This is a genomic window from Streptomyces thermoalcalitolerans (genome assembly GCF_039525155.1).
In the GTDB taxonomy this organism is placed as follows: domain Bacteria; phylum Actinomycetota; class Actinomycetes; order Streptomycetales; family Streptomycetaceae; genus Streptomyces; species Streptomyces thermovulgaris.
The window spans coordinates 1-19,099 of the sequence record NZ_BAAAHG010000003.1 but is presented as its reverse complement, the minus strand read 5'-3'; the positions used below and the strand labels follow the sequence as shown (position 1 = coordinate 19,099).

The window sequence follows — 19,099 nt, the reverse complement described above, 5'->3', positions numbered from 1 at the left end:
GGGAGGCCGTGCCCCGGATGAAAGGTGCGAGACTGGGGCACATGCAGCCTGTACTCGACCCGAATCCGAAGGACGGCCAGAAGAAGCTGCTGCTCGTGTGCAGCGCGTTCCTCGCCATCTTCGTGATCATCGCCGTTGTCGCGACCCTGGCGGCGCCCTGACGGCCGTGCCGGGCACGGCGCGGTCATGACCGGCCGCGGCCCTGCCGCCCCGGAACCGGGCGAGGCCGCGGGTGGCCCGGCGGTCGAGGGCGTCGATGGTGGGGACAACCCCCCTGTCCCCTAGGGGGCGAGGGTCAGGGTCAAGTGGGTGGATCACCGGATGGGCCGGGGAGCGCGGACTCCGTAGCGTCGAGAAGCGACCGAGAAGAGAGGCGGTCCACGGACCTCGGAGACCAGCGGAGGCGATCATGTCGGCCCGTACGCGCACCCGGCCTCACCCGGCGACCACGGACGGCGTCTGCTCCCGGCTGCCGTGGTGGGCCCTCGCCCTGCCCGTCCTGGCGTTCATCGCGCTGCTCGCCCTGGTGCTGAACCCGGCGGACGCCCACGCGGCCACCGGTACCCCCGCGACCGTCCAGCTCCTTCAGCTCATCCGGGAGCTGTTCACCCGGTGACGCCCGCACCGCTGTGCCCGGGCGCCCCTGAAGGCGGCCCCGTGCCGTCCGCGGCAGCCGGGAATCCGCATGTCAACTCCCTGCGCCTGGTGTTCTGTTTCATGCGAAGCTGGGTGCCATGAGCGTCGCAGAACCCCGCAGGATCGCCCTCTTCCGGCATGCGAAGGCCGACTGGCCCCCGGTGGCCGACCATGAACGACCGCTCTCCGAACGGGGCCGTCAGGACGCCCCGGCCGCCGGCCGCAAGCTCGCCGACACCGGCATCCCCTTCGACATGGCCCTGTGCTCGACCGCGACCCGCACCCGTGAGACCTGGAAGCTCGCGGTCCACGCACTGCCACAGCGACCGAAGACCGTCTACGAGGAGCGGATCTACGAAGCCTCACCCGGTGAGCTGATCACCCTGCTCAACGAGACACCGGACGACGTACGGAACCTGATCCTCGTCGGCCACAACCCGGGCATCCACGGTCTGGCCGAGGTGCTGTGCGGTTCGGCCGAGGGCGATGCGCGCGAGCGGATGAACCGCCGTGGATTTCCCGCCGCGGCGTTCGCCCTGGTGTCCTTCGACGGCTCCTGGAAGACCCTGGAGCCGGGCGTGGCCACGCTGCTCGACTACTGGGCGCCGTCGGAGTAGCCCGACGGCCCGGGCAAGAGGCGGCCGGGCACCCGCACGGTGCCTGGCCGCCTTCCGGTTCGCTTCCCGCAGATGTGTCTTCCGCGGGTTGTTCTCCGCGGCCCGACGGGATCCGCGCGCTGCTCAGGCCCCCACCTGCGCGTCCGCCGCCTCGACCTCTTCCCGGGTGATCCCGAGCAGATACAGCACCGTGTCGAGGAACGGCACGTTCACCGCCGTGTGCGCCGCCTCTCGCACCACCGGCTTGGCGTTGAAGGCGACCCCCAGACCGGCCGCGTTCAGCATGTCCAGGTCGTTGGCGCCGTCACCGATCGCGACCGTCTGCGACAGCGGAACACCCGCCTCGGCGGCGAACCGGCGCAGCAGCCGCGCCTTGCCCGCCCGGTCGACGATCTCGCCGACGACCCGGCCCGTCAGCTTCCCGTCGACGATCTCCAGCGTGTTGGCCTGCGCGAAGTCCAGCCCGAGCCGCTCCTTCAGATCGTCGGTGACCTGGGTGAAGCCGCCCGAGACGACCCCCACCTGGTAACCGAGCCGCTTGAGCGTACGGATCAGGGTGCGCGCGCCCGGGGTCAGCCGCACCTCGCTGCGCACCTTTTCCACCACCGAGGCGTCCAGCCCCGCCAGCAGGGCCACACGTGCGTGCAGCGACTCCTCGAAGTCCAGCTCACCGCGCATCGCGGCCGCCGTCACCTCGGCGACCTTGTCCTCGCAGCCGGCGTGCCGGGCGAAGAGCTCGATCACCTCGTCCTGGATGAGCGTGGAGTCCACGTCCATCACCACCAGCCGCTGCGCCCGCCGGTGCAGACCCGCGCTGACGACCGCCACATCGACACCGAGTGCCGCCGCCTCCGTGGCCAGAGCGGTGCGCAGCGGCTCCGTCTCCACGCCGGACACCGCGAACTCCACCGCTGTCACCGGGTACTTGGCCAGCCGGAAGATACGGTCGATGTTGCCGCCGGACGCGGTGATCCGCGCGGCGATCCGGGCGGTCGCCGCCGCGGTGAGCGGATGGCCGAGCACGGTGACCAGGGAGCGCCCGAGACCGCGCGGCCGGTTGTCGCCCCGGCCGGAGATGATCTCCGCCTGCATCTTCATCGACTCGGCCCAGCTGTGCACGGTGGCCCGCAGATCACCCTCGAGCCCGGCGGACGGCTGGGTGATGAGCACGCACAGCACCATACGGCCACGGGTGACGACCTGTTCGATGTCGACCACGTCGACGGAGTAGGCGGCGAGAGTGTCGAAGAGTCCGGCTGTGATGCCCGGCCTGTCCTTCCCGAAGATCTTGACGAGAAGGGTGGGATCGTCGGTGGTCTGCGAAGCGCTCATGGTGTTTCCACGGTATCCGGCACCCAATGCCCCCCGCTTCCCAGGTCCGCCTGGTGGACAAGAAGACAATCTCACTGCTGCGGGGGCCGAGGAGGCCGAGGGGGCTGGGACGGCTGAGGAGGCTGCCGAGGGGGCCGAGGAGGCCGTGGCGGAAGCGCCGGCGGCGGGGGCGGTGGGGGCGGCGGACCGTCGCCCGGCCGCTTGTCCGTACGTCGCCCGGACGGACGCGGGGGCGGCTTCAGAGGACCGATCACGGTCGGAGCGCCGTACAGGTCGTCGGCCGCCGCCCCGGGCCGGGGCCGCCCGCCGCTTCCAGGCTCCGTCCGCCCGGAGGGCGCCGCCTTGCCGCCCTGTCCCCGGCCGTCCGGCGGACGGGCGTCCTCCGGGGAATCCAGGGAACGCGGGTCACCGGGCAGGCGGAGATACGGGGTGGTGGACGGAAGCGGTGGCCGGCGGGGCGTACCGGGCGCAGAGGGCCCGGCCTGCTGCTTTGTGCGTCCGGGACGCCGGGCCTCGCCCGCGGCGGCCCATGGACCGTGACCGGCGCCCTCCGCCGGCCCGCCCCCGGCCTCCGCCCACCGGCCGCCCTCCATGTCACCCCGTGCCAGTGGTGCCGCCCGCAGCCCCGCCGCCCCCGTGGAGCGAGCCATCAGAGCACCCGCCGCACCCGCCCCCGCGCCCCACACCGCGCCCAGAAGCACGGCCGCGCCCGGGCGGCCGTGCAGCTCCACCCCCGCCTCGGCCAGCTCGAAGCCGAGCACGGACAGGGACGCGTCCACGGACACCTCCGTCAGCCACGCGAGCAGCGGAAGCGTCAGCGCGGTGACGATGCCCAGCCGCAGCGCGCAGCGACCCGCGAGGCCCAGGGCCTTCTGCCCCGCCTCCACCGGCGTCCGTACGGCCGTCAGAACCCCCGCCAGCAGCATCAGCAGTGCCGCCGCCACCCCCAGCAGCCACATCCGGCCGTCCAGGCCGGCCAGCCGGGACAGGGTGACCGGCTGGTCGGAGGACACGCTCAGGATCCTGTCCAGGGGAGCGGGCAGGAAGCCGGCCGGTTCGCCGGTCGCCCTGCCGTCGAAGGGCACGAACAGGCCCACCGGGACACCGAGCCACACCCCGTTGGGCATGCCGAGCAGGGCGGCGCCCAGGACGCGCCGGGGACGGTCGTCGCCGGCCGCCGTGTACGCCGCCGTCGCCGCACCCGCGGCCACCGCGATCAGCACCACGGTGACCACCGCGGACACGGCCGGCCGCACCACCCGGTGCACGGCGTCCCAGCCCCGCGGCAACGGTGTGCGGCGCGAGGCCAGCAGGGCGATCAGCAGGATCCCGGCCGACCAGCCGAGCCCGCCCAGCAGGGTCGGCGCCGTGTCGACGGCGAAGCCGGCCGTCGGCCGGGCACCGATCAGTTCGCCGATGCCGCCGGGGAGGAGACCGCCGATGTCCCCCAGGCCGTCCAGCCCGGGAACGCCCACGCCCCCCGGCCCGCCGCCCGGCTCGAGCACGTCTTCGTCGAGCGCGACGACACCGTGCCCGGCCCAGGCCAGCCCGCCCAGCATCGCCGTGAACAGCGCCATCACCGCGCCCGCCCGGGCGAGGAGTTCGGCCGGGGAGATCACCGTGCCCGCCGTGCGCAGGGAGCGCAGGAAGAACCACGACAGCAGCAGCGCCCCGACCAGGCTCACCCCCAGTGGCGTGATCTGGAGGGCGGTGTGGATCTCGACGCCCTTCGAGCCGAACGCGGACACCTCGCCGGACGGCGTGACCGAACCACCGGCCCCCAGGGCCACCACCGCGGCGGTCATGGGGCCGAGCGGCCCCGCCGAGCCGGCCCCCAGCAGATGCAGTCCCAGCGCCGCCGTGCCCACCATGCCGATCAACGCCCAGCTCACGGAGGCGATCGCGGCCAGCAGTATGTCCGGCCAGGGCGGATGTGCACCGCGCCTCGCGGTTCCGGTTCCCGTGGCAGCGCTCATGGCAGACCCCCCGATCCGCGGCACGGCACGACTGCCGCGCATATCCCCCTTGCGGGGAATACCACTCTACGGCCGGTTTTCAACGCCCGTCGGTGAGAAAGCACTCGAAGCGGACGTACGTACACGTCGCAAGCCCCGGATTTCGGTCAGAGGCGAGATCCTGAAATAGTTCCCCACGATGTTCGACATCCCTAGACTCCCTGCGACGGGGGTAACTCGGGGGACAACTCAGTGGGGCATGGAGTGCCGGAACTCGTACTGGAAACCAATGGACGGACCTGGACGCTGGACCCGTCCAGGAGCTACGCCCTGGGACGTGATCCGCAGGGCGACATAGTGTTCGAGGACGCCAGGGTCTCCTGGCGTCATGCCATGGTCGGCTTCAACGGCCGCAGTTGGGTCATCGAGGACCAGGGCAGTACCAACGGCACGTATGTGCAGGGCCAACGGATCCAGCAGTGGGAGATCGGCTCCGGCACGGTGGTCCATCTCGGCAACGCGACCGACGGGCCGCGGCTGAGCTTCTCCGTCGCCGCGGCCGCCGTGGGCACGCCGCAGGCCCAGCCTCAGCAGCAGCCGCACGCCGCCCAGGGCGCCGACCCCGGCTGGGCGCAGCAGCAGGCGCCGCAGCAGCAGGCGCCGCAGGCCGGCTGGCAGCAACAGCAGCAGGGACCGAAGGCACCGTCGATTCCGCATCAGCAGGGTCCCGGCTCCGGCGCCGGAGCGCCGCCGGTCCACGGTGACCGCAGTCCCACCACCTTCCACCAGTTCTCACTCGGCCGTGTGATGCGCATCGGCCGTGCCCTGGAGAACGACCTGGTCGTCTCCGACCTCCAGGTCTCCCGCAGCCACGCGGAGTTCCACGCCACGCCCGACGGCCGTTTCGAGATCCGCGACCTCGGCTCGCACAACGGCACGTACGTCAACGGCCAGCCGATACCCAAGGGCGGCTCGGTGCAGCTCGGCCCGAACGACATCGTCGGCATCGGCCACTCGACGTTCCGGATCGTCGGCGACCGGCTGGAGGAGTTCGTCGACACCGGTGAGGTGACCTTCTCCGCCCGTCATCTGACCGTCACGGTCGACGGCGGCAAGCAGATCCTCAAGGACGTCTCCTTCGGCGTCCCGGAGAAGTCGCTGATCGCGGTCATCGGCCCGTCCGGCTCCGGCAAGTCGACCCTGCTCAAGGCGCTCACCGGCTACCGGCCCGCCGACCAGGGCGAGGTCCTCTACGACGGCCGGAACCTCTACAAGCAGTTCGCCGAGCTGCGTCAGCGCATCGGTCTGGTCCCGCAGGACGACATCCTGCACAAGGAACTGACCGTCAAAAGGGCGCTGAAGTACGCGGCCAAGCTCCGCTTCCCGGCCGACACCACGGCCGCCGAGCGCGAGGCCCGCATCGACGAGGTGCTGCGCGAGCTGAAGCTGGACGTCCACAAGGACAAGAAGGTCACCTCCCTCTCCGGCGGCCAGCGCAAGCGTGTGTCGGTGGCCCTGGAGCTGCTCACCAAGCCGTCGCTGATCTTCCTGGACGAGCCGACCTCCGGTCTCGACCCGGGCATGGACCGCGACGTCATGAAGCTGCTGCGGGACCTGGCCGACGACGGCCGCACCGTCCTCGTCGTCACCCACTCGGTGGCCGAGCTGGCGCTGTGCGACAAGCTGCTGGTGATGGCGCCGGGCGGTTCCGTGGCCTACTTCGGCCCGCCGGAGGAGGCGCTGAACTTCTTCGGCTACGACAGCTGGGCCGATGTGTTCTCCGCCTTCGAGAACTACCGCGACTACGACTGGGCGGGCCGCTGGAAGGGCTCGCAGCACTACCAGATGTACGCCGCGGACATCGACGCGGTCGCCCCGCAGTCCGCGCAGCTGCCGCCGCCGCAGGCCGTCAGGCCGCCCAAGCCGCAGAGCTGGGGCTCGCAGCTGATGACCCTGATCCGGCGGTACATGGCGGTGATCGCCTCCGACAAGGGCTTCATGGCGCTGACGGTGATCCTGCCGGCGGTGCTCGGCGCGGTCAGCCTGCTCATCGACCACGACAGGGGGCTGCTGGTCAACCCGGTCAACCCGAAGACCGGCGTGCCCATCCCGAACGGCACGGCGACCACGGTGCTGCTGATCCTCGCGGTCGGCGCCTGCTTCGCGGGGGCCGCGAACTCCGTCCGCGAGCTGATCAAGGAACGGGTCATCTACGAGCGGGAACGCGCCACCGGCCTGTCCCGCTCGGCGTATCTGATGTCCAAGGTGGTCGTGCTCGGTGTCATCACCGTGCTGCAGGGCCTGATGGTCGGCCTCATCGGCTTCTCCAGCCGTGAGATCCCGGAGGAGGGGCTGATCCTGGGCAACGCGACGCTGTTCGAGCTGTGCCTGCCGATCATGGCGCTCGGCTTCACCTCGATGATGGTCGGCCTGGTCATCTCCTCGCTGGTGAAGACCGCGGAGAAGACCATGCCGCTGCTGGTGATGTTCGCGATCGTCCAGGTGGTGTTCACCGGCTGCCTGTTCACCCTGAACGGCACCGTCGGTGTCAACGAGTTCTCCTACCTGATGCCGTCGCGCTGGGCGGTGGCCGCCGCCGGCACCACGCTGGACTTCAACAACATCGCCCCGAACACCGAGGACCCGTCCAGCACCGACCCGCTGTGGGACCACACGGCGTCGGCCTGGGCCGTCGACATGGCCGCGCTGCTCGCCCTCGGAGTGGTCTGCGGCTTCCTGGTGGCACGCTTCCTGCGCCGCCACGAGCCGGAGGTCATGCGCAAGTAACCGCACGAGAGCGTGCCGAGGACGCCGAGGGGCGGCACCCCGCCGGGGTGCCGCCCCTCGCACGTGGTGTCCGGGCCCGCGCCGGCCCCGGTGCGTCAGTACGCGCTGTAGACGTTGTCGATCGAGCCGTACCGGTGGGCCGCGTAGTTGGCGGCGGCGGTGATGTTGGCGACCGGGTCGTAGATGTTCCACGAGGTGCCCGGCACGTGGTACGCCCTGAAGGTCGGCGGGATCACCTGGAGCAGACCCTTGGAGGGGATGCCGTTGCGGGCGTTGATGTCCCAGTTGTTGATGGCGTAGGGGTTGCCCGAGGACTCCCGCATGATGTTCCGGTACAGGCCCTGGTAGGTGCCGGGGATGTTGTGCTTCCTCATGATGGCCAGCGACTCCCGGATCCAGCCGTCCAGGTTGTTGGGGTAGCGGGTGGGGGCGGCGGCCTTCTGCGCCTGCGGGCGTGCGGCGGACCGGCTCACGGCCTGCTCGGCCCGGTGCGTGGCCCGGGCCTTCGTGACGACGGCCTTCTGGGCGGCCGCCTTCCCGGCGACGGCCTTCTCGGCGGCACGGGCGACCGCCTTCCTGACCGCGGCCTTCTCGGCGACGGCCTTCCTGGCGGCCTGCTGCCTGGCCTCGATGGCCTGGATCTTCACGCTCTCACCGGCCAGCTGGTCGGTGACAGCGGCCTTGACCCCCTTGATCGGCTGGGCGCCGAGCTGCACCGGGGCCGCGGTGACGGTGGCGGCGCCGGTGGCCGGCTGGGCCTGGCTGGGCACGGCGGAGACGGCCAGAGTGGCGGCACCGAGCACGGCGGTGCCGGCGGCGACGCACTTGCGGCGCGTGGTCAGGGCACGGCCGAGGGCACGGGCACGGAGGTGAGCGGGCATGACGAATGGACCTCTTCGAGTAGCACGGAGGTCGCTCTCCGGACTGCGGGAAGGGGCCCTCCCCGCGCACAAGCCGCGAGCAGAGATCCGCGGCGCTGAGCGACGGGAGCAATTCTTAGCGGCCGCAAAATCGGCGGGCAAAGATGTGATGTACGAAGCCGGATAGGAGAATGGGAACGGACAAAACGGGACAGATGGCTCCATCTGTCCCGCTCATCAAGGGCGTCCGTGACTCCTACGCCGCTTCGTACGTGATGCGTGCCCTATGCGCCTCTTCACATCGGAGGGGAGTTTTTGTTACGTGGCGTTGCCGTCGCAATGCTCCCGGTGAGTGTTCTCCTCCGGAAGAACGAGGTGCACGTCACCGAATTCGTGCCAGAGATAGCGCTCACGAACGGCCTGTTCGTACCCGCGTTCGACCGCCGCCCGGCCCGCGACCGCCTCCAGCATCAGCAGATGCGAGGCCTCCGGCTCGTGCAGCCCGGTCAGCAGCCCGTCCACGACCCGTACGCCGCGCTCGGGCGTCACCACGAGGTCGGTCCACCCCGAGGCCGCCCGGACCACGCCGTCCGGCCCGGCCGCCGACTCCACGGCCCGCACCGCCGTGGTCCCCACCGCGATCACCCGGCCGCCGCTCGCCCGTACGCCGTTGATCAACCGGGCCGATGCCTCGGACACCGAGAACCGCTCCGGATACGGCGGCTCATGCGCCTCGGCCGAGGCCACGCCCGTGTGCAGGACGACCGGTGCGAACAGCACCCCCCGGCTCACCAGCCGGGCCACCAGCCGCCTGGTGAAGGGCCGTGCCGCGCTCGGCATCTCCGCACTGCCCGAACCGTCGGCCGACGGCACCGTGAACACCGTCTGGTAGACGGACAGGGGCTGATCCCGCTCCGTGTAGGAGTAACGGATGGGCCGCCCGTGCACCCGCAGCATCCCGAGCACCGAGGGCCCCGCCACCCGCGCCCACCACAGCCGCGCACTCTGTGCGCTCAGCGGCTCCTCCAGCGTCAGCCGTACGCCTCCGGGCAGCACCACTTCTCCTTCCGCGGGCGCGGCCGCACGCGCGCGCGTGGTCCCCCTTCCGTCCGGCTCCCGCAGCTCCACCGCCCAGCGGCCGTCGTCCCCGCGCGTGGAGAAGTGCACCACCACGTCCGTGCGCCCGATCCGCCCGTCCACCGCGGCGGCCAGCGTGGGGGAGGTGTTCACCACGAGCAGGTCCCCGGCGCACAGCAGCCGCGGCAGCTCCCGGAAGACGTGGTGCGACACCTCGGTGCCACGCGACACCAGCAGACGCACGGCGTCCCGGTCCAGCCCGGGGCCCCGCTGCTCGGCTGGCACCCGCGCCGACAGCTCCCGCGGAACCCGCACGGCCAGGGTCACCGCTCCTCCAGCAGGGCGGGCGCGCTGTAACGGCCGCTGGCCGGCCGCTCCGTCAGCAGCCGCAGGAACGCCGGCACCACCTCCTTCGGCGCCGGACGCGGGGTGTCGTCGTCCGGTACGGCCGCCGCGTACAGGTCGGTGTCCATGTCCCCCGGGTCCACCGCCCACACCCGCAGCCCCGGCTCCTCCCTGGCGAGCACCGCCGCCAGATGGTCCAGCGCCGCCTTCGACGCCCCGTAGCCGCCCCAGGTCTCGTACGCCTCGACGGCAGCGTCCGAACTCACCGCGATCACCGTGCCCTGCGCCGAGTCCCGCAGCGCCGGCAGCGCCTCCTGCGCCAGACCCAGGGCCGCGACCGTGTTCACCTCCAGGGCCCGGCGCAGCCCCTCCAGGGGCAGTTCCGCCAGCCGTACGAGCGGCTCCGCGCCCAGCGCGCTCGCGTTGTGCACCACCAGGTCGACCCCGCCCAGCCCGCGCGCGGCCGCCACCAGCCCGGCCCGGTGCCCGGCGTCCGTGACGTCCCCGGGCAGGGCCTCCACCCGTGTGCCCTGCGCGGAGACGGCCCGGGCCGCTTCCTCCAGCACCCGGGCGTTCCTGGCGTCGAGCACCAGGTCCCAGCCCTGTGCGGCCAGCGCCTCGGCCAGGGCCCGCCCCAGCCCCTTCGAGGCCCCCGTGATGATCGCTACTGGCATGGCACTCGTCCCTCGGTCATGACCCGGCCCTCGCCGCCGGGTCGTCCTCGTGCGCCGCCGGACCGGCGCGCCGCCCACCGTAGGAACGGCGACTTTGGCGCCGCCTCGGACGCGAGCCGCAGATCGACGGGGCTCTTCGCCGTAGGGCGGGCGATCCGGTCCTCTGGTCCGGGACCGTCCGTCCTCGGCCCGCGGGCCTAGGACCACAGACCCGGGCAGGGCCGTCACGGGGCCGATCCGCGTCGTCGGATCCCGCCGGTACCGTGAGGACATGAGTCAAGGTCCCCCGTCCGGCCTCGCCGCGGTGAGTTCCGCGCTGCTGGCCATGAGCAGGCATCTCGAGGTCCGCGACGTCCTGAAGACGATCGTCGTCTCGGCACGCGAGCTGCTCGACGCGCAGTACGCCGCTCTCGGCGTACCGGACGACCACGGCGGCTTCGCCCAGTTCGTGGTCGACGGGGTCAGCGACGAGCAGTGGCGGGCCATCGGTCCGCTGCCGCGCCAGCACGGCGTCCTCGCCGCGATGCTGCACGAGGCCAGGACCGAGCGTCTCGCGGACGTGCGCAAGGACCCGCGCTTCGAGGGATGGCCGTCCGCCCACCCCGAGCTGTCCGACTTCCTGGGCCTGCCGATCCGCGACGGCGACGAGGTCCTCGGCGCGCTGTTCCTGGCGAACAAGCGCTGCCCCAAGCCCGAGGGCGGCTGCGGCTTCACCGCGGAGGACGAGGAACTGCTCTCCATCCTCGCCCAGCACGCCGCGATCGCCCTCACCAACGCCCGTCTCTACGAACGCAGCCGCGAACTGACCATCGCCGAGGAGCGCTCCCGCCTCGCCCACGAACTGCACGACGCGGTCAGCCAGAAGCTGTTCTCCCTGCGGCTGACCGCCCAGGCCGCCGCCGCCCTCATCGACCGCGATCCGGCGCGCGCCAAGGGCGAGTTGCAGCAGGTGGCCGCCCTCGCCGCCGAGGCGGCCGACGAACTGGGCGCCGCCGTCGTGGAGTTGCGCCCCGCGGCCCTCGACGAGGACGGTCTGGTCGCCACCCTCCGCACCCAGGTCCAGGTCCTCGACCGCGCCCACAGCGCACGCGTCACCTTCACCGCACGCGGGGTGCGCGCCCTGCCGTCCGCCCAGGAGGAGGCCACGCTCCGCGTCGCCCAGGAGGCCCTGCACAACGCGCTGCGGCACGCACAGGCCAAGCAGGTCGACGTCGTCCTGGAGCGCCGTGGCCGCGGCGCCGTCCTGCGGATCACCGACGACGGCATCGGCTTCGACCCCATGGCGGTACGCCGGGCCGGCCGCCACCTCGGCCTGGTCTCCATGCGGGACCGGGCGAGCGGAGTCGGCGGCCGGCTGACGGTGGAATCGGCGCCCGGCAAGGGCACCACGATCGAGATGGAGGTCCCCGGTGGCTGAACCGATCAAGGTGTTGCTCGTCGACGACCACCAGGTGGTCCGCCGGGGCCTGCGCACCTTCCTGGAGGTGCAGGACGACATCGAGGTCGTGGGCGAGGCGGCCGACGGCGCCGAGGGCGTCGCCCGGGCCGAGGAACTGAGGCCCGACGTCGTCCTCATGGACGTCAGGATGCCCGTCCTGGACGGCGTCGAGGCACTGCGCCGGCTCCGCGAGCTCGGCAACCCCGCGCGTGTGCTGATCGTCACCAGCTTCACCGAGCAGCGCACGGTCGTCCCGGCCCTGCGCGCGGGCGCCGCCGGGTACGTCTACAAGGACGTGGACCCCGACGCGCTCGCCGGGGCCATCCGCTCGGTGCACGCCGGTCACGTCCTGCTCCAGCCGGAGGTGGCCAGCGCCCTGCTGTCCCAGGAGGAGACCACCCCCGGTCAGGGCCGCGGGAGCTCCCTGACGGAACGGGAGCGCGAGGTCCTCGCCCTGATCGCCGACGGCCGCTCCAACCGCGAGATCGCCCGGGCCCTGGTCCTGTCCGAGAAGACCGTCAAGACCCACGTCTCCAACATCCTGATGAAACTGGACCTCTCCGACCGCACCCAGGCCGCCCTGTGGGCGGTACGCCACGGAGTCGAATGATCCCGCGGGCAGCCGCCGTCCCGCGCGGCGGTGTGCCGCAGGGCGGTACGGACGGGCGCGGACGGCACCCCATGGCGCCGGGCGGCACTCTCCGCTCCCCCCGCGGAACAATGCCGGACGCTTGCGCGCCCCACGCTCACCGCACGCCCTTCTCCCGCTCCTCCACAACGGAGTTGTACGCCGCGACCCGCGCCCGCCGGGCCGTCCGCTCCACCATGCGCAGCACCTCCCCCCGCGCCCCCATCTCGAACGCGCTCACCGCACCCCCGTGCCCGTTCTCGTACGCCAGCGACACCAGCAGTCCCACGCGCCGCGCCAGCTCCAGCACCCGCGCCGCCCGCGGCGGATACCCGGGCGCCAGCACCCCCTGCCCGTTCCCCTCCTCGGCCCGGGCCCGGTACGCGTCGACCGCGGCCCGGGCCACCGGCCCCGACCCGGCCACATCCAGCCGTGTCAGCGTCTCCGTGGCCTCCCGCAACGCCTCCGCCAGCTCTCGTTCGGCCTCACCCAGCGACGGCACATCGGCCGGCGGGGCCTGTCGCGCGGGCAGCACCTGCCACACCACCTCGACATGCACGTCTCCCTCGGGTCCCGCCTCGTGCACCAGAGGCACCAGCCCGAAAGCAGCCCCATGACAGATCACCGCCTCCTCGGCTTCCAGCGCCCGTGCGTTGAACTCCGGCGGCCCGCTCAGCCCCAGCGGATGCCCCGGCACGGGCAGCGCCACCCGCAGCGCCGTCACCCCGAGCGTCCGCAGCCGCCCCAGGGCCAGCGTGAGCCCGACCGGCCCCGGTTCCCCGGGCAGCCCCTCCACGCGATGGACGGCATCCTCACCGACCACGGCGAGCACGGCATCGTCCGGCGATACATATCCAGACAAAAGGGCATTTCCCCATGCGGTGAGGCGTCCAGAACGCGGTTCCGAGAGCATGTCTCCACCCTAAGGAGAGGACCGATGGGCAGCCCTGCCCGGCTCGTGGCGTAGATTCGTGGGGGGGCTGCGCCCACCGGCGCGGCGGACCGAGCCACAGGCGTACGCGACGGCCGAGACCGGCGGCACACTGCAAGGGGAGACAACGCGCTCATGAGCGATGTTCTGGAGCTTCAGGACGTATCCGTGATCCGTGAGGGCCGGGCTCTGGTGGACCAGGTCTCCTGGTCGGTCAAGGAGGGCGAGCGCTGGGTCATCCTCGGCCCCAACGGCGCCGGCAAGACCACCTTGCTGAACATCGCCTCGACCTATCTCTTCCCCACCCGCGGCACGGTCACCGTCCTCGGCGAGACCCTCGGCAGGCCCGGCACCGACGTCTTCGACCTGCGCCCCCGCATCGGCATGGCCGGCATCGCCCTGGCCGAGAAGCTCCCCAAGAGCCAGACCGTGCTGCAGACCGTGCTCACCGCCGCCTACGGCATGACCGCCGGCTGGCAGGAGGAGTACGAGGACATCGACGAGCAGCGTGCCCGCGCCTTCCTCGACCGCCTCGGGATGAGCGAGCACCTCGACCGGAAGTTCGGCACCCTGTCCGAGGGCGAGCGCAAGCGCACCCTGATCGCCCGCGCCCTGATGACCGACCCCGAGCTGCTCCTGCTCGACGAGCCCGCCGCCGGCCTCGACCTCGGCGGCCGTGAGGACCTGGTCCGCCGCCTCGGCCGGCTCGCCCGCGACCCGATCGCCCCCTCGATGATCATGGTCACCCACCATGTCGAGGAGATCGCCCCCGGCTTCACCCACGTTCTGATGATCCGCCAGGGCAAGGTCCTGACCGCCGGCCCCCTGGAGCTCGAGCTCACCTCCCGCAACCTCTCCCTGTGCTTCGGCCTCCCGCTCGTCGTCGAGCAGGTCGGCGACCGCTGGACCGCCCAGGGCCTGCCGTTGTCCTGATCCGCCTCTTGGATCCTCCTTTTGGATCCGCCTTTTGTCCCAATCCCTTTTACTGCGCTCTGTCCGTCGTCGTCGGCCGCGGCTTACCATGAACATGTGGACAACATCGACGCGTGGGTGTGGTGGCTGGTCGGTGCGGTAGGGCTCGGAATTCCGCTCGTGGTGACCGCCATGCCGGAGTTCGGCATGTTCGCGGTGGGCGCTGTCGCCGCCGCGATCGTCGCAGGCTTCGGCTTCGGCATCGTCGCCCAGGTGCTCACCTTTGTCGTGGTCTCCGTCGCCCTCATCGCCGTGGTCCGGCCCATCGCCGCCCGGCACAACAGGCAGCGCCCCGAACTGGCCACGGGCGTCGACGCGTTGAAGGGCAAGCAGGCCGTCGTACTCGAACGCGTCGACGGCTCGGGCGGCCGTGTCAAGCTCGCCGGGGAGATCTGGTCGGCGCGCGCACTCGACACCGATCGCGTCTACGAAGTCGGTGAACAGGTGGACGTCGTGGACATCGAGGGGGCCACCGCCATCGTCATATGACCGTCCCACCGGGCGGCGCAAGTGGACCGAACACCTTACAAGGTGCCTGACGGTCTGTCAGACTCGACCAGCCAAGATCTTCAACAGCCACAAGATCCTCCGAAAGAGCCGAGGCGGAGAAGGGGTACGGGCAGCAACGATGGCACCGGTCATCATCGTCCTGATCATTCTGGTGGTGTTGGTCTTCATCGCCTTGATCAAGACCATCCAGGTCATCCCGCAGGCGAGCGCTGCCATCGTCGAGCGCTTCGGCCGCTACACACGGACGCTGAACGCGGGCCTCAACATCGTCGTTCCGTTCATCGACACCATCCGCAACCGCATCGACCTGCGTGAGCAGGTCGTCCCCTTCCCGCCGCAGCCGGTGATCACCCAGGACAACCTGGTCGTCAACATCGACACCGTCATCTACTACCAGGTGACCGACGCCCGCGCCGCCACCTATGAGGTCGCCAGCTACATCCAGGCCATCGAGCAGCTCACCGTCACCACCCTGCGCAACATCATCGGCGGCATGGACCTCGAGCGCACCCTGACCTCCCGCGAGGAGATCAACGCGGCCCTGCGCGGCGTCCTCGACGAGGCCACCGGCAAGTGGGGCATCCGCGTCAACCGCGTCGAGCTCAAGGCCATCGAGCCCCCGACCTCCATCCAGGACTCGATGGAGAAGCAGATGCGCGCCGACCGTGACAAGCGCGCCGCGATTCTCCAGGCCGAGGGCGTCCGGCAGTCCGAGATCCTGCGCGCCGAGGGCGAGAAGCAGGCCCAGATCCTCCGTGCCGAGGGTGAGGCCAAGGCCGCGGCCCTGCGCGCCGAGGGCGAGGCCCAGGCCGTCCGTACGGTCTTCGAGGCGATCCACGCCGGTGACCCGGACCAGAAGCTGCTGTCCTACCAGTACCTCCAGATGCTCCCCAAGATCGCCGAGGGCGACGCCAACAAGCTCTGGATCGTCCCCAGCGAAATCGGCGAGGCTCTCAAGGGCCTGTCCGGGGCCATCGGGAACTTCAGCGCCCGGGGCGGAGGTGCGGGCGACGCCGGTGCGAACACGAACACCGAGCGCCGCGAGAAGCCGTCCATCGACTGACGGAAGCGGCCCCGCCTCCCGCGGTGGGCCCGGGCCTCACGGCCATGGGAAAGGCGGGCCCCACACCGCTGGTGGGCCCCGCCGCCCGGAGTCCGGTGAGGTCCCGCCGCCCGGAGTCACGCAGCCGTCACGCGGCCCGCCGGACCAGCCAGGAGGGCAGCGCCTCGAACTCCTCCTGCCCCAGGGACAGAAGCATCGCGTCGGTCGGCGTGGGCTCGAACGGCTCCCACAGCAGCGGCATGCCCGCCTGCTCCGGAGTCCGGTCCGCCTTCCGGTGGTTGTCCTCCGCGCACGAGGCCACCGTGTTCAGCCAGGTGTCCTGCCCGCCCTGCGACCGCGGCACCACATGGTCCACGGTCGTCGCCCGCCGGCCGCAGTACGCGCACCGGTGCCGGTCCCGTACCAGCACACCCCGTCTCGACCATGGAGCCTGTCTTCGGAAGGGGACCCGTACATACCGGCACAGCCGGATCACCCGGGGCACGGGTATGTCCACCGATGCCGCCCGCATCCGCAGTTCGGGGTGCGCCTGCTCGACCACGGCCTTCGACTGCAGCACCAGCACGATGGCCCGCTTCAGCGTCACCGTCGACAGCGGCTCGAAGCTCGCGTTCAGCACCAGTGTGTCCCGCATTCCGGCCCACCTTTCGTGCGCATCGGCCCACCCCGCGGCGGGCTGGGTCAACTCTGGCCGGGCACGCCGGGATGGGACAACGCAATAAATGCCCGCCTTCGATCACTTCCATGACCGAAGACGGGCAAACGTTCAGTGAACAGAGAACCGGGCCGCGCGGAAGTCAGTCCTTGGCGGGGTTCTCGTACTCACCGATCAGCTGGGCCCTCGCCAGTGTGTGGAAACGCAGGTTGAAGCCCACCACGGCGGGAGAGGCGTCCGAGTCCGGGCCCAGTTTCTCCTGGTCGACGGCGTACACCGTGAAGACGTACCGGTGCGGTCCGTCCCCCGGCGGCGGCGCGGCACCCCCGAAGTCCTTCGTCCCGTAGTCGTTGCGCGCGTGCACGGCGCCCTCGGGCAACCCCTCGAACGTGCCGCTGCCCGCACCCGTCGGCAGCTCTGTCACGGAGGCCGGGATGTCGAACAGCACCCAGTGCCAGAACCCGCTGCCCGTCGGGGCGTCCGGGTCGTAGCAGGTCACGGCGAAGCTCTTGGTCTCCGGGGGGAAGCCCTCCCAGCGCAGATGCGGCGAGATGTTCCCGCCCGCGTGGAGCTGGGCCTCCTGGAGCGTCGCACCCTCCTGGACGTCGTTGCTCGTGACCGTGAACGACGGCACGGGCGGATGGAAGTCGTGGGGGAGGGGCCGTCTCCTGAGCTCGGTCACCTCGATAACCTCCTGATCGCTTCTGGGCCTTCGGCTCCCGAGCCTAGAACCAGTTGCGCCTGCTGCCGACCTCGGCGATCCACTGGTGCAGATATGCCGCCCAGTCGGTCCCCTGGAAGTCGTGCAGGCCCACCTGGAACGACCGGAAGGTGTCGCTGCCCTCGCTGAACAGCCCCGGCTTCTTGTCCATCTCCAGCACCACGTCCATGGCGTGCTCGTCGGCCACGAAGCTCAGTTCGACCTGGTTCAGCCCCCGGTACTGCGCCGGCGGGTAGAACTCGATCTCCTGGTAGAACGGCAGCCGCTGCCGCGTCCCGCGGATGTGCCCGCGCTCCAGATCCGCGTTCTTGAACCGGAAACCGAGGCGGATGAACGCGTCCAGGATCGCCTTCTGCACCGGCAGCGGGTGCACATTGATCGGGTCCAGGTCACCCGAGTCCACGGCACGCGCGATCGCCAGCTCCGTGGTCACCCCGACGTTCATGCCCCGCAGCGCCTGCCCGTCGATCATCGTGATCGGCGTCTCCCACGGGATCTCCAGCCCGAACGGAACCGTGTGCACGGCTCCTGCCTGGAGCTCGAAGGCACCGCCTATCTGCACCTTGGTGAACTCGATGTCCTGCTTGTACTCCTGGTCTCCGCTCTCGACCTCGACCCGCGCCTGCAGCCCGACCGACAGCCCTTCGATCTGCTGGTTGACCGTGCCGCCCTGGATGTGCACTTCCCCCTGGACGACCCCGCCCGGCACGACGTTGTGCTCATGCAGCACCGTCTCGACCGAGGCACCGCCGACGCCGAGGCTCGCGAACAGCTTCTTGAACCCCATGATTCTCCCTATGGTGTGAATTCTGATTCGTACACACGCGGTCCGACCGCCACCGGTTCCGTGGCCGCACCCCGCAAGGGGGACGATCCCCGAACACGGACAAGAGCCCATCCGTCTGGATTACGCTCGGAAGCCATGATCGCGCCCTCGGACCGTACGCCCCTGCCCAGAGAGTTCTTCGACCGCCCCGTCCTGGAGGTCGCTCCCGATCTGCTGGGCCGGCTTCTGGTGCGAACGACCCCCGACGGTCCGATCGTGCTGCGCCTGACCGAGGTCGAGGCCTACGACGGCCCGAACGACCCGGGCTCCCACGCCTACCGCGGCCGCACCGCCCGCAACGGCGTGATGTTCGGCCCGCCCGGCCACGTGTACGTCTACTTCACCTACGGCATGTGGCACTGCATGAACCTGGTGTGCGGGCCGGAGGGCCAGGCGAGCGGAGTCCTGCTCCGGGCCGGCGAGATCGTCGAGGGCGCCGAGCTGGCCCGCGCCCGCCGGCTCTCGGCCCGCAACGACAAGGAACTCGCCAAGGGCCCCGCCCGCCTGGCCATGGCCCTGGACGTGGACCGGACCCTCGACGGCACCGACGCCTGCGCCGCCGGCGACACCCCCATACGTGTCCTGACCGGCACCCCGACACCCCCCGACCAGGTACGCAACGGCCCCCGCGTCGGGGTCGCCGGCGCGGGGGGCTGCGGGAAGGCCCACCCCTGGCGCTTCTGGGTCGCCGACGACCCGACGGTGAGCCCCTACCGCCCCCATGTGCCGCGGCGCCGACGAAGTTGACTTGCCGGGGGAAGGTACGTAACGTAGTCCGAGCCGCTGAACCGGGTACGGCCCTTGCCTGCAGCCGGAGCGGCCAATCCACTACTTACCGAGCATCCCTCAAGCGGGGGCGAGTTTGGTGCGCCCGTGCGCCCTGATTCAAGCCCGCGGAAGGCGATTATGAATTGCCGGGGAGATCGGCTAACGTAGTGAACACCGAAGGGAAGCGCCCGGAGGAAAGCCCTGTGAGGGTGAGTACGAAGGAAGCGTCCGTTCCTTGAGAACTCAACAGCGTGCCAAAAGTCAACGCCAGATATGTTGATGCCCCGACACCGGGCGGGCCGGT

The 19,099-nt window shown here is 71.1% G+C and carries 19 protein-coding genes; 10 read left to right on the top strand and 9 right to left on the bottom strand.

Annotated elements, in window-relative coordinates:
- Positions 1-41 precede the first annotated feature (41 nt).
- The 3 genes from ABD224_RS02830 (at position 42) to ABD224_RS02820 (ending at position 1,253) form a co-directional block, all read left to right on the top strand.
- Positions 42-161 (top strand): SGM_5486 family transporter-associated protein, encoded by a 120-nt coding sequence (locus tag ABD224_RS02830; RefSeq protein WP_344046332.1) that lies wholly within the window; start codon positions 42-44, stop codon positions 159-161.
- A gap of 248 nt (positions 162-409) precedes the next feature.
- Positions 410-616 (top strand): hypothetical protein, encoded by a 207-nt coding sequence (locus tag ABD224_RS02825; RefSeq protein ID WP_344046330.1) that lies wholly within the window; start codon positions 410-412, stop codon positions 614-616.
- A 118-nt stretch (positions 617-734) separates the two neighbouring features.
- On the top strand, positions 735-1,253 hold the full coding sequence (locus ABD224_RS02820; RefSeq protein ID WP_344046328.1) for a SixA phosphatase family protein: 519 nt from the start codon (positions 735-737) through the stop codon (positions 1,251-1,253).
- 123 nt (positions 1,254-1,376) lie between these two features.
- On the opposite strand, the gene serB is transcribed toward ABD224_RS02820, so the two are convergent.
- Positions 1,377-2,585, bottom strand: coding sequence for a phosphoserine phosphatase SerB (gene serB, locus ABD224_RS02815; RefSeq protein WP_344046326.1), 1,209 nt, complete (start codon positions 2,583-2,585; stop codon positions 1,377-1,379).
- Between the two features lie 71 nt (positions 2,586-2,656).
- On the bottom strand, positions 2,657-4,561 hold the full coding sequence (locus ABD224_RS02810) for a streptophobe family protein (RefSeq protein WP_344046324.1): 1,905 nt from the start codon (positions 4,559-4,561) through the stop codon (positions 2,657-2,659).
- A gap of 243 nt (positions 4,562-4,804) precedes the next feature.
- Here ABD224_RS02810 and ABD224_RS02805 point away from each other — a divergent pair, with 243 nt between their 5' ends.
- Positions 4,805-7,327, top strand: coding sequence for an ABC transporter ATP-binding protein/permease (locus ABD224_RS02805; protein WP_344046322.1), 2,523 nt, complete (start codon positions 4,805-4,807; stop codon positions 7,325-7,327).
- Positions 7,328-7,422: 95 nt separating this feature from the next.
- Here ABD224_RS02805 and ABD224_RS02800 read toward each other — a convergent pair whose 3' ends face one another.
- From ABD224_RS02800 to ABD224_RS02790, 3 genes are all read right to left on the bottom strand, one after another.
- Complete coding sequence (locus ABD224_RS02800; RefSeq protein ID WP_344046320.1) at positions 7,423-8,208, bottom strand: transglycosylase SLT domain-containing protein; 786 nt, start codon at positions 8,206-8,208, stop codon at positions 7,423-7,425.
- A 297-nt stretch (positions 8,209-8,505) separates the two neighbouring features.
- Positions 8,506-9,591 (bottom strand): S-adenosylmethionine:tRNA ribosyltransferase-isomerase, encoded by a 1,086-nt coding sequence (locus ABD224_RS02795; RefSeq protein WP_344046318.1) that lies wholly within the window; start codon positions 9,589-9,591, stop codon positions 8,506-8,508.
- Positions 9,588-10,283: an SDR family NAD(P)-dependent oxidoreductase gene (locus tag ABD224_RS02790; RefSeq protein WP_344046316.1), complete on the bottom strand. Its 696-nt coding sequence runs from the start codon at positions 10,281-10,283 to the stop codon at positions 9,588-9,590. Before ABD224_RS02790 ends, ABD224_RS02795 begins: the two co-directional genes overlap by 4 nt.
- A gap of 271 nt (positions 10,284-10,554) precedes the next feature.
- On the opposite strand from ABD224_RS02790, the gene ABD224_RS02785 reads away from it, so the two are divergent.
- Both ABD224_RS02785 and ABD224_RS02780 read left to right on the top strand, forming a co-directional pair.
- Positions 10,555-11,700: a GAF domain-containing sensor histidine kinase gene (locus tag ABD224_RS02785; RefSeq protein WP_344046314.1), complete on the top strand. Its 1,146-nt coding sequence runs from the start codon at positions 10,555-10,557 to the stop codon at positions 11,698-11,700.
- The gene (locus ABD224_RS02780; protein ID WP_344046312.1) at positions 11,693-12,331 is read left to right on the top strand and encodes a response regulator; all 639 of its coding nucleotides are present in this window, start codon (positions 11,693-11,695) and stop codon (positions 12,329-12,331) included. Before ABD224_RS02785 ends, ABD224_RS02780 begins: the two co-directional genes overlap by 8 nt.
- A gap of 136 nt (positions 12,332-12,467) precedes the next feature.
- On the opposite strand, the gene ABD224_RS02775 is transcribed toward ABD224_RS02780, so the two are convergent.
- Positions 12,468-13,262 (bottom strand): hypothetical protein, encoded by a 795-nt coding sequence (locus tag ABD224_RS02775; protein WP_344046310.1) that lies wholly within the window; start codon positions 13,260-13,262, stop codon positions 12,468-12,470.
- 153 nt (positions 13,263-13,415) lie between these two features.
- On the opposite strand from ABD224_RS02775, the gene ABD224_RS02770 reads away from it, so the two are divergent.
- The 3 genes from ABD224_RS02770 (at position 13,416) to ABD224_RS02760 (ending at position 15,825) form a co-directional block, all read left to right on the top strand.
- A complete protein-coding gene (locus ABD224_RS02770) occupies positions 13,416-14,213 on the top strand; it encodes an ABC transporter ATP-binding protein (protein ID WP_344046308.1) in 798 nt (265 codons plus the stop codon).
- Between the two features lie 96 nt (positions 14,214-14,309).
- The gene (locus ABD224_RS02765; protein ID WP_344046306.1) at positions 14,310-14,741 is read left to right on the top strand and encodes an NfeD family protein; all 432 of its coding nucleotides are present in this window, start codon (positions 14,310-14,312) and stop codon (positions 14,739-14,741) included.
- 139 nt (positions 14,742-14,880) lie between these two features.
- Positions 14,881-15,825: an SPFH domain-containing protein gene (locus ABD224_RS02760; protein WP_344046304.1), complete on the top strand. Its 945-nt coding sequence runs from the start codon at positions 14,881-14,883 to the stop codon at positions 15,823-15,825.
- Between the two features lie 127 nt (positions 15,826-15,952).
- On the opposite strand, the gene ABD224_RS02755 is transcribed toward ABD224_RS02760, so the two are convergent.
- The 3 genes from ABD224_RS02755 to ABD224_RS02745 form a co-directional block, all read right to left on the bottom strand.
- Entirely contained in the window at positions 15,953-16,459 is a 507-nt protein-coding gene (locus tag ABD224_RS02755) for an HNH endonuclease (RefSeq protein WP_344046302.1), read from the bottom strand.
- A gap of 163 nt (positions 16,460-16,622) precedes the next feature.
- Positions 16,623-17,162, bottom strand: coding sequence for a YbhB/YbcL family Raf kinase inhibitor-like protein (locus ABD224_RS02750; protein WP_344046300.1), 540 nt, complete (start codon positions 17,160-17,162; stop codon positions 16,623-16,625).
- A gap of 43 nt (positions 17,163-17,205) precedes the next feature.
- A complete protein-coding gene (locus ABD224_RS02745; protein ID WP_344046298.1) occupies positions 17,206-17,988 on the bottom strand; it encodes a sporulation protein in 783 nt (260 codons plus the stop codon).
- A 135-nt stretch (positions 17,989-18,123) separates the two neighbouring features.
- On the opposite strand from ABD224_RS02745, the gene ABD224_RS02740 reads away from it, so the two are divergent.
- On the top strand, positions 18,124-18,774 hold the full coding sequence (locus ABD224_RS02740) for a DNA-3-methyladenine glycosylase (protein ID WP_344046296.1): 651 nt from the start codon (positions 18,124-18,126) through the stop codon (positions 18,772-18,774).
- Positions 18,775-19,099 lie beyond the last annotated feature (325 nt).

Coding starts and splice junctions, on each gene's coding strand:
- ABD224_RS02830 (WP_344046332.1), top strand. CDS start 42: ATGCAGCCTGTACTCGACCCGAATCCGAAGGACGGCCAGAAGAAGCTG.
- ABD224_RS02825 (WP_344046330.1), top strand. CDS start 410: ATGTCGGCCCGTACGCGCACCCGGCCTCACCCGGCGACCACGGACGGC.
- ABD224_RS02820 (WP_344046328.1), top strand. CDS start 735: ATGAGCGTCGCAGAACCCCGCAGGATCGCCCTCTTCCGGCATGCGAAG.
- serB (WP_344046326.1), bottom strand. CDS start 2,585: ATGAGCGCTTCGCAGACCACCGACGATCCCACCCTTCTCGTCAAGATC.
- ABD224_RS02810 (WP_344046324.1), bottom strand. CDS start 4,561: ATGAGCGCTGCCACGGGAACCGGAACCGCGAGGCGCGGTGCACATCCG.
- ABD224_RS02800 (WP_344046320.1), bottom strand. CDS start 8,208: ATGCCCGCTCACCTCCGTGCCCGTGCCCTCGGCCGTGCCCTGACCACG.
- ABD224_RS02790 (WP_344046316.1), bottom strand. CDS start 10,283: ATGCCAGTAGCGATCATCACGGGGGCCTCGAAGGGGCTGGGGCGGGCC.
- ABD224_RS02785 (WP_344046314.1), top strand. CDS start 10,555: ATGAGTCAAGGTCCCCCGTCCGGCCTCGCCGCGGTGAGTTCCGCGCTG.
- ABD224_RS02775 (WP_344046310.1), bottom strand. CDS start 13,262: ATGCTCTCGGAACCGCGTTCTGGACGCCTCACCGCATGGGGAAATGCC.
- ABD224_RS02770 (WP_344046308.1), top strand. CDS start 13,416: ATGAGCGATGTTCTGGAGCTTCAGGACGTATCCGTGATCCGTGAGGGC.
- ABD224_RS02760 (WP_344046304.1), top strand. CDS start 14,881: ATGGCACCGGTCATCATCGTCCTGATCATTCTGGTGGTGTTGGTCTTC.
- ABD224_RS02755 (WP_344046302.1), bottom strand. CDS start 16,459: ATGCGGGACACACTGGTGCTGAACGCGAGCTTCGAGCCGCTGTCGACG.
- ABD224_RS02745 (WP_344046298.1), bottom strand. CDS start 17,988: ATGGGGTTCAAGAAGCTGTTCGCGAGCCTCGGCGTCGGCGGTGCCTCG.
- ABD224_RS02740 (WP_344046296.1), top strand. CDS start 18,124: ATGATCGCGCCCTCGGACCGTACGCCCCTGCCCAGAGAGTTCTTCGAC.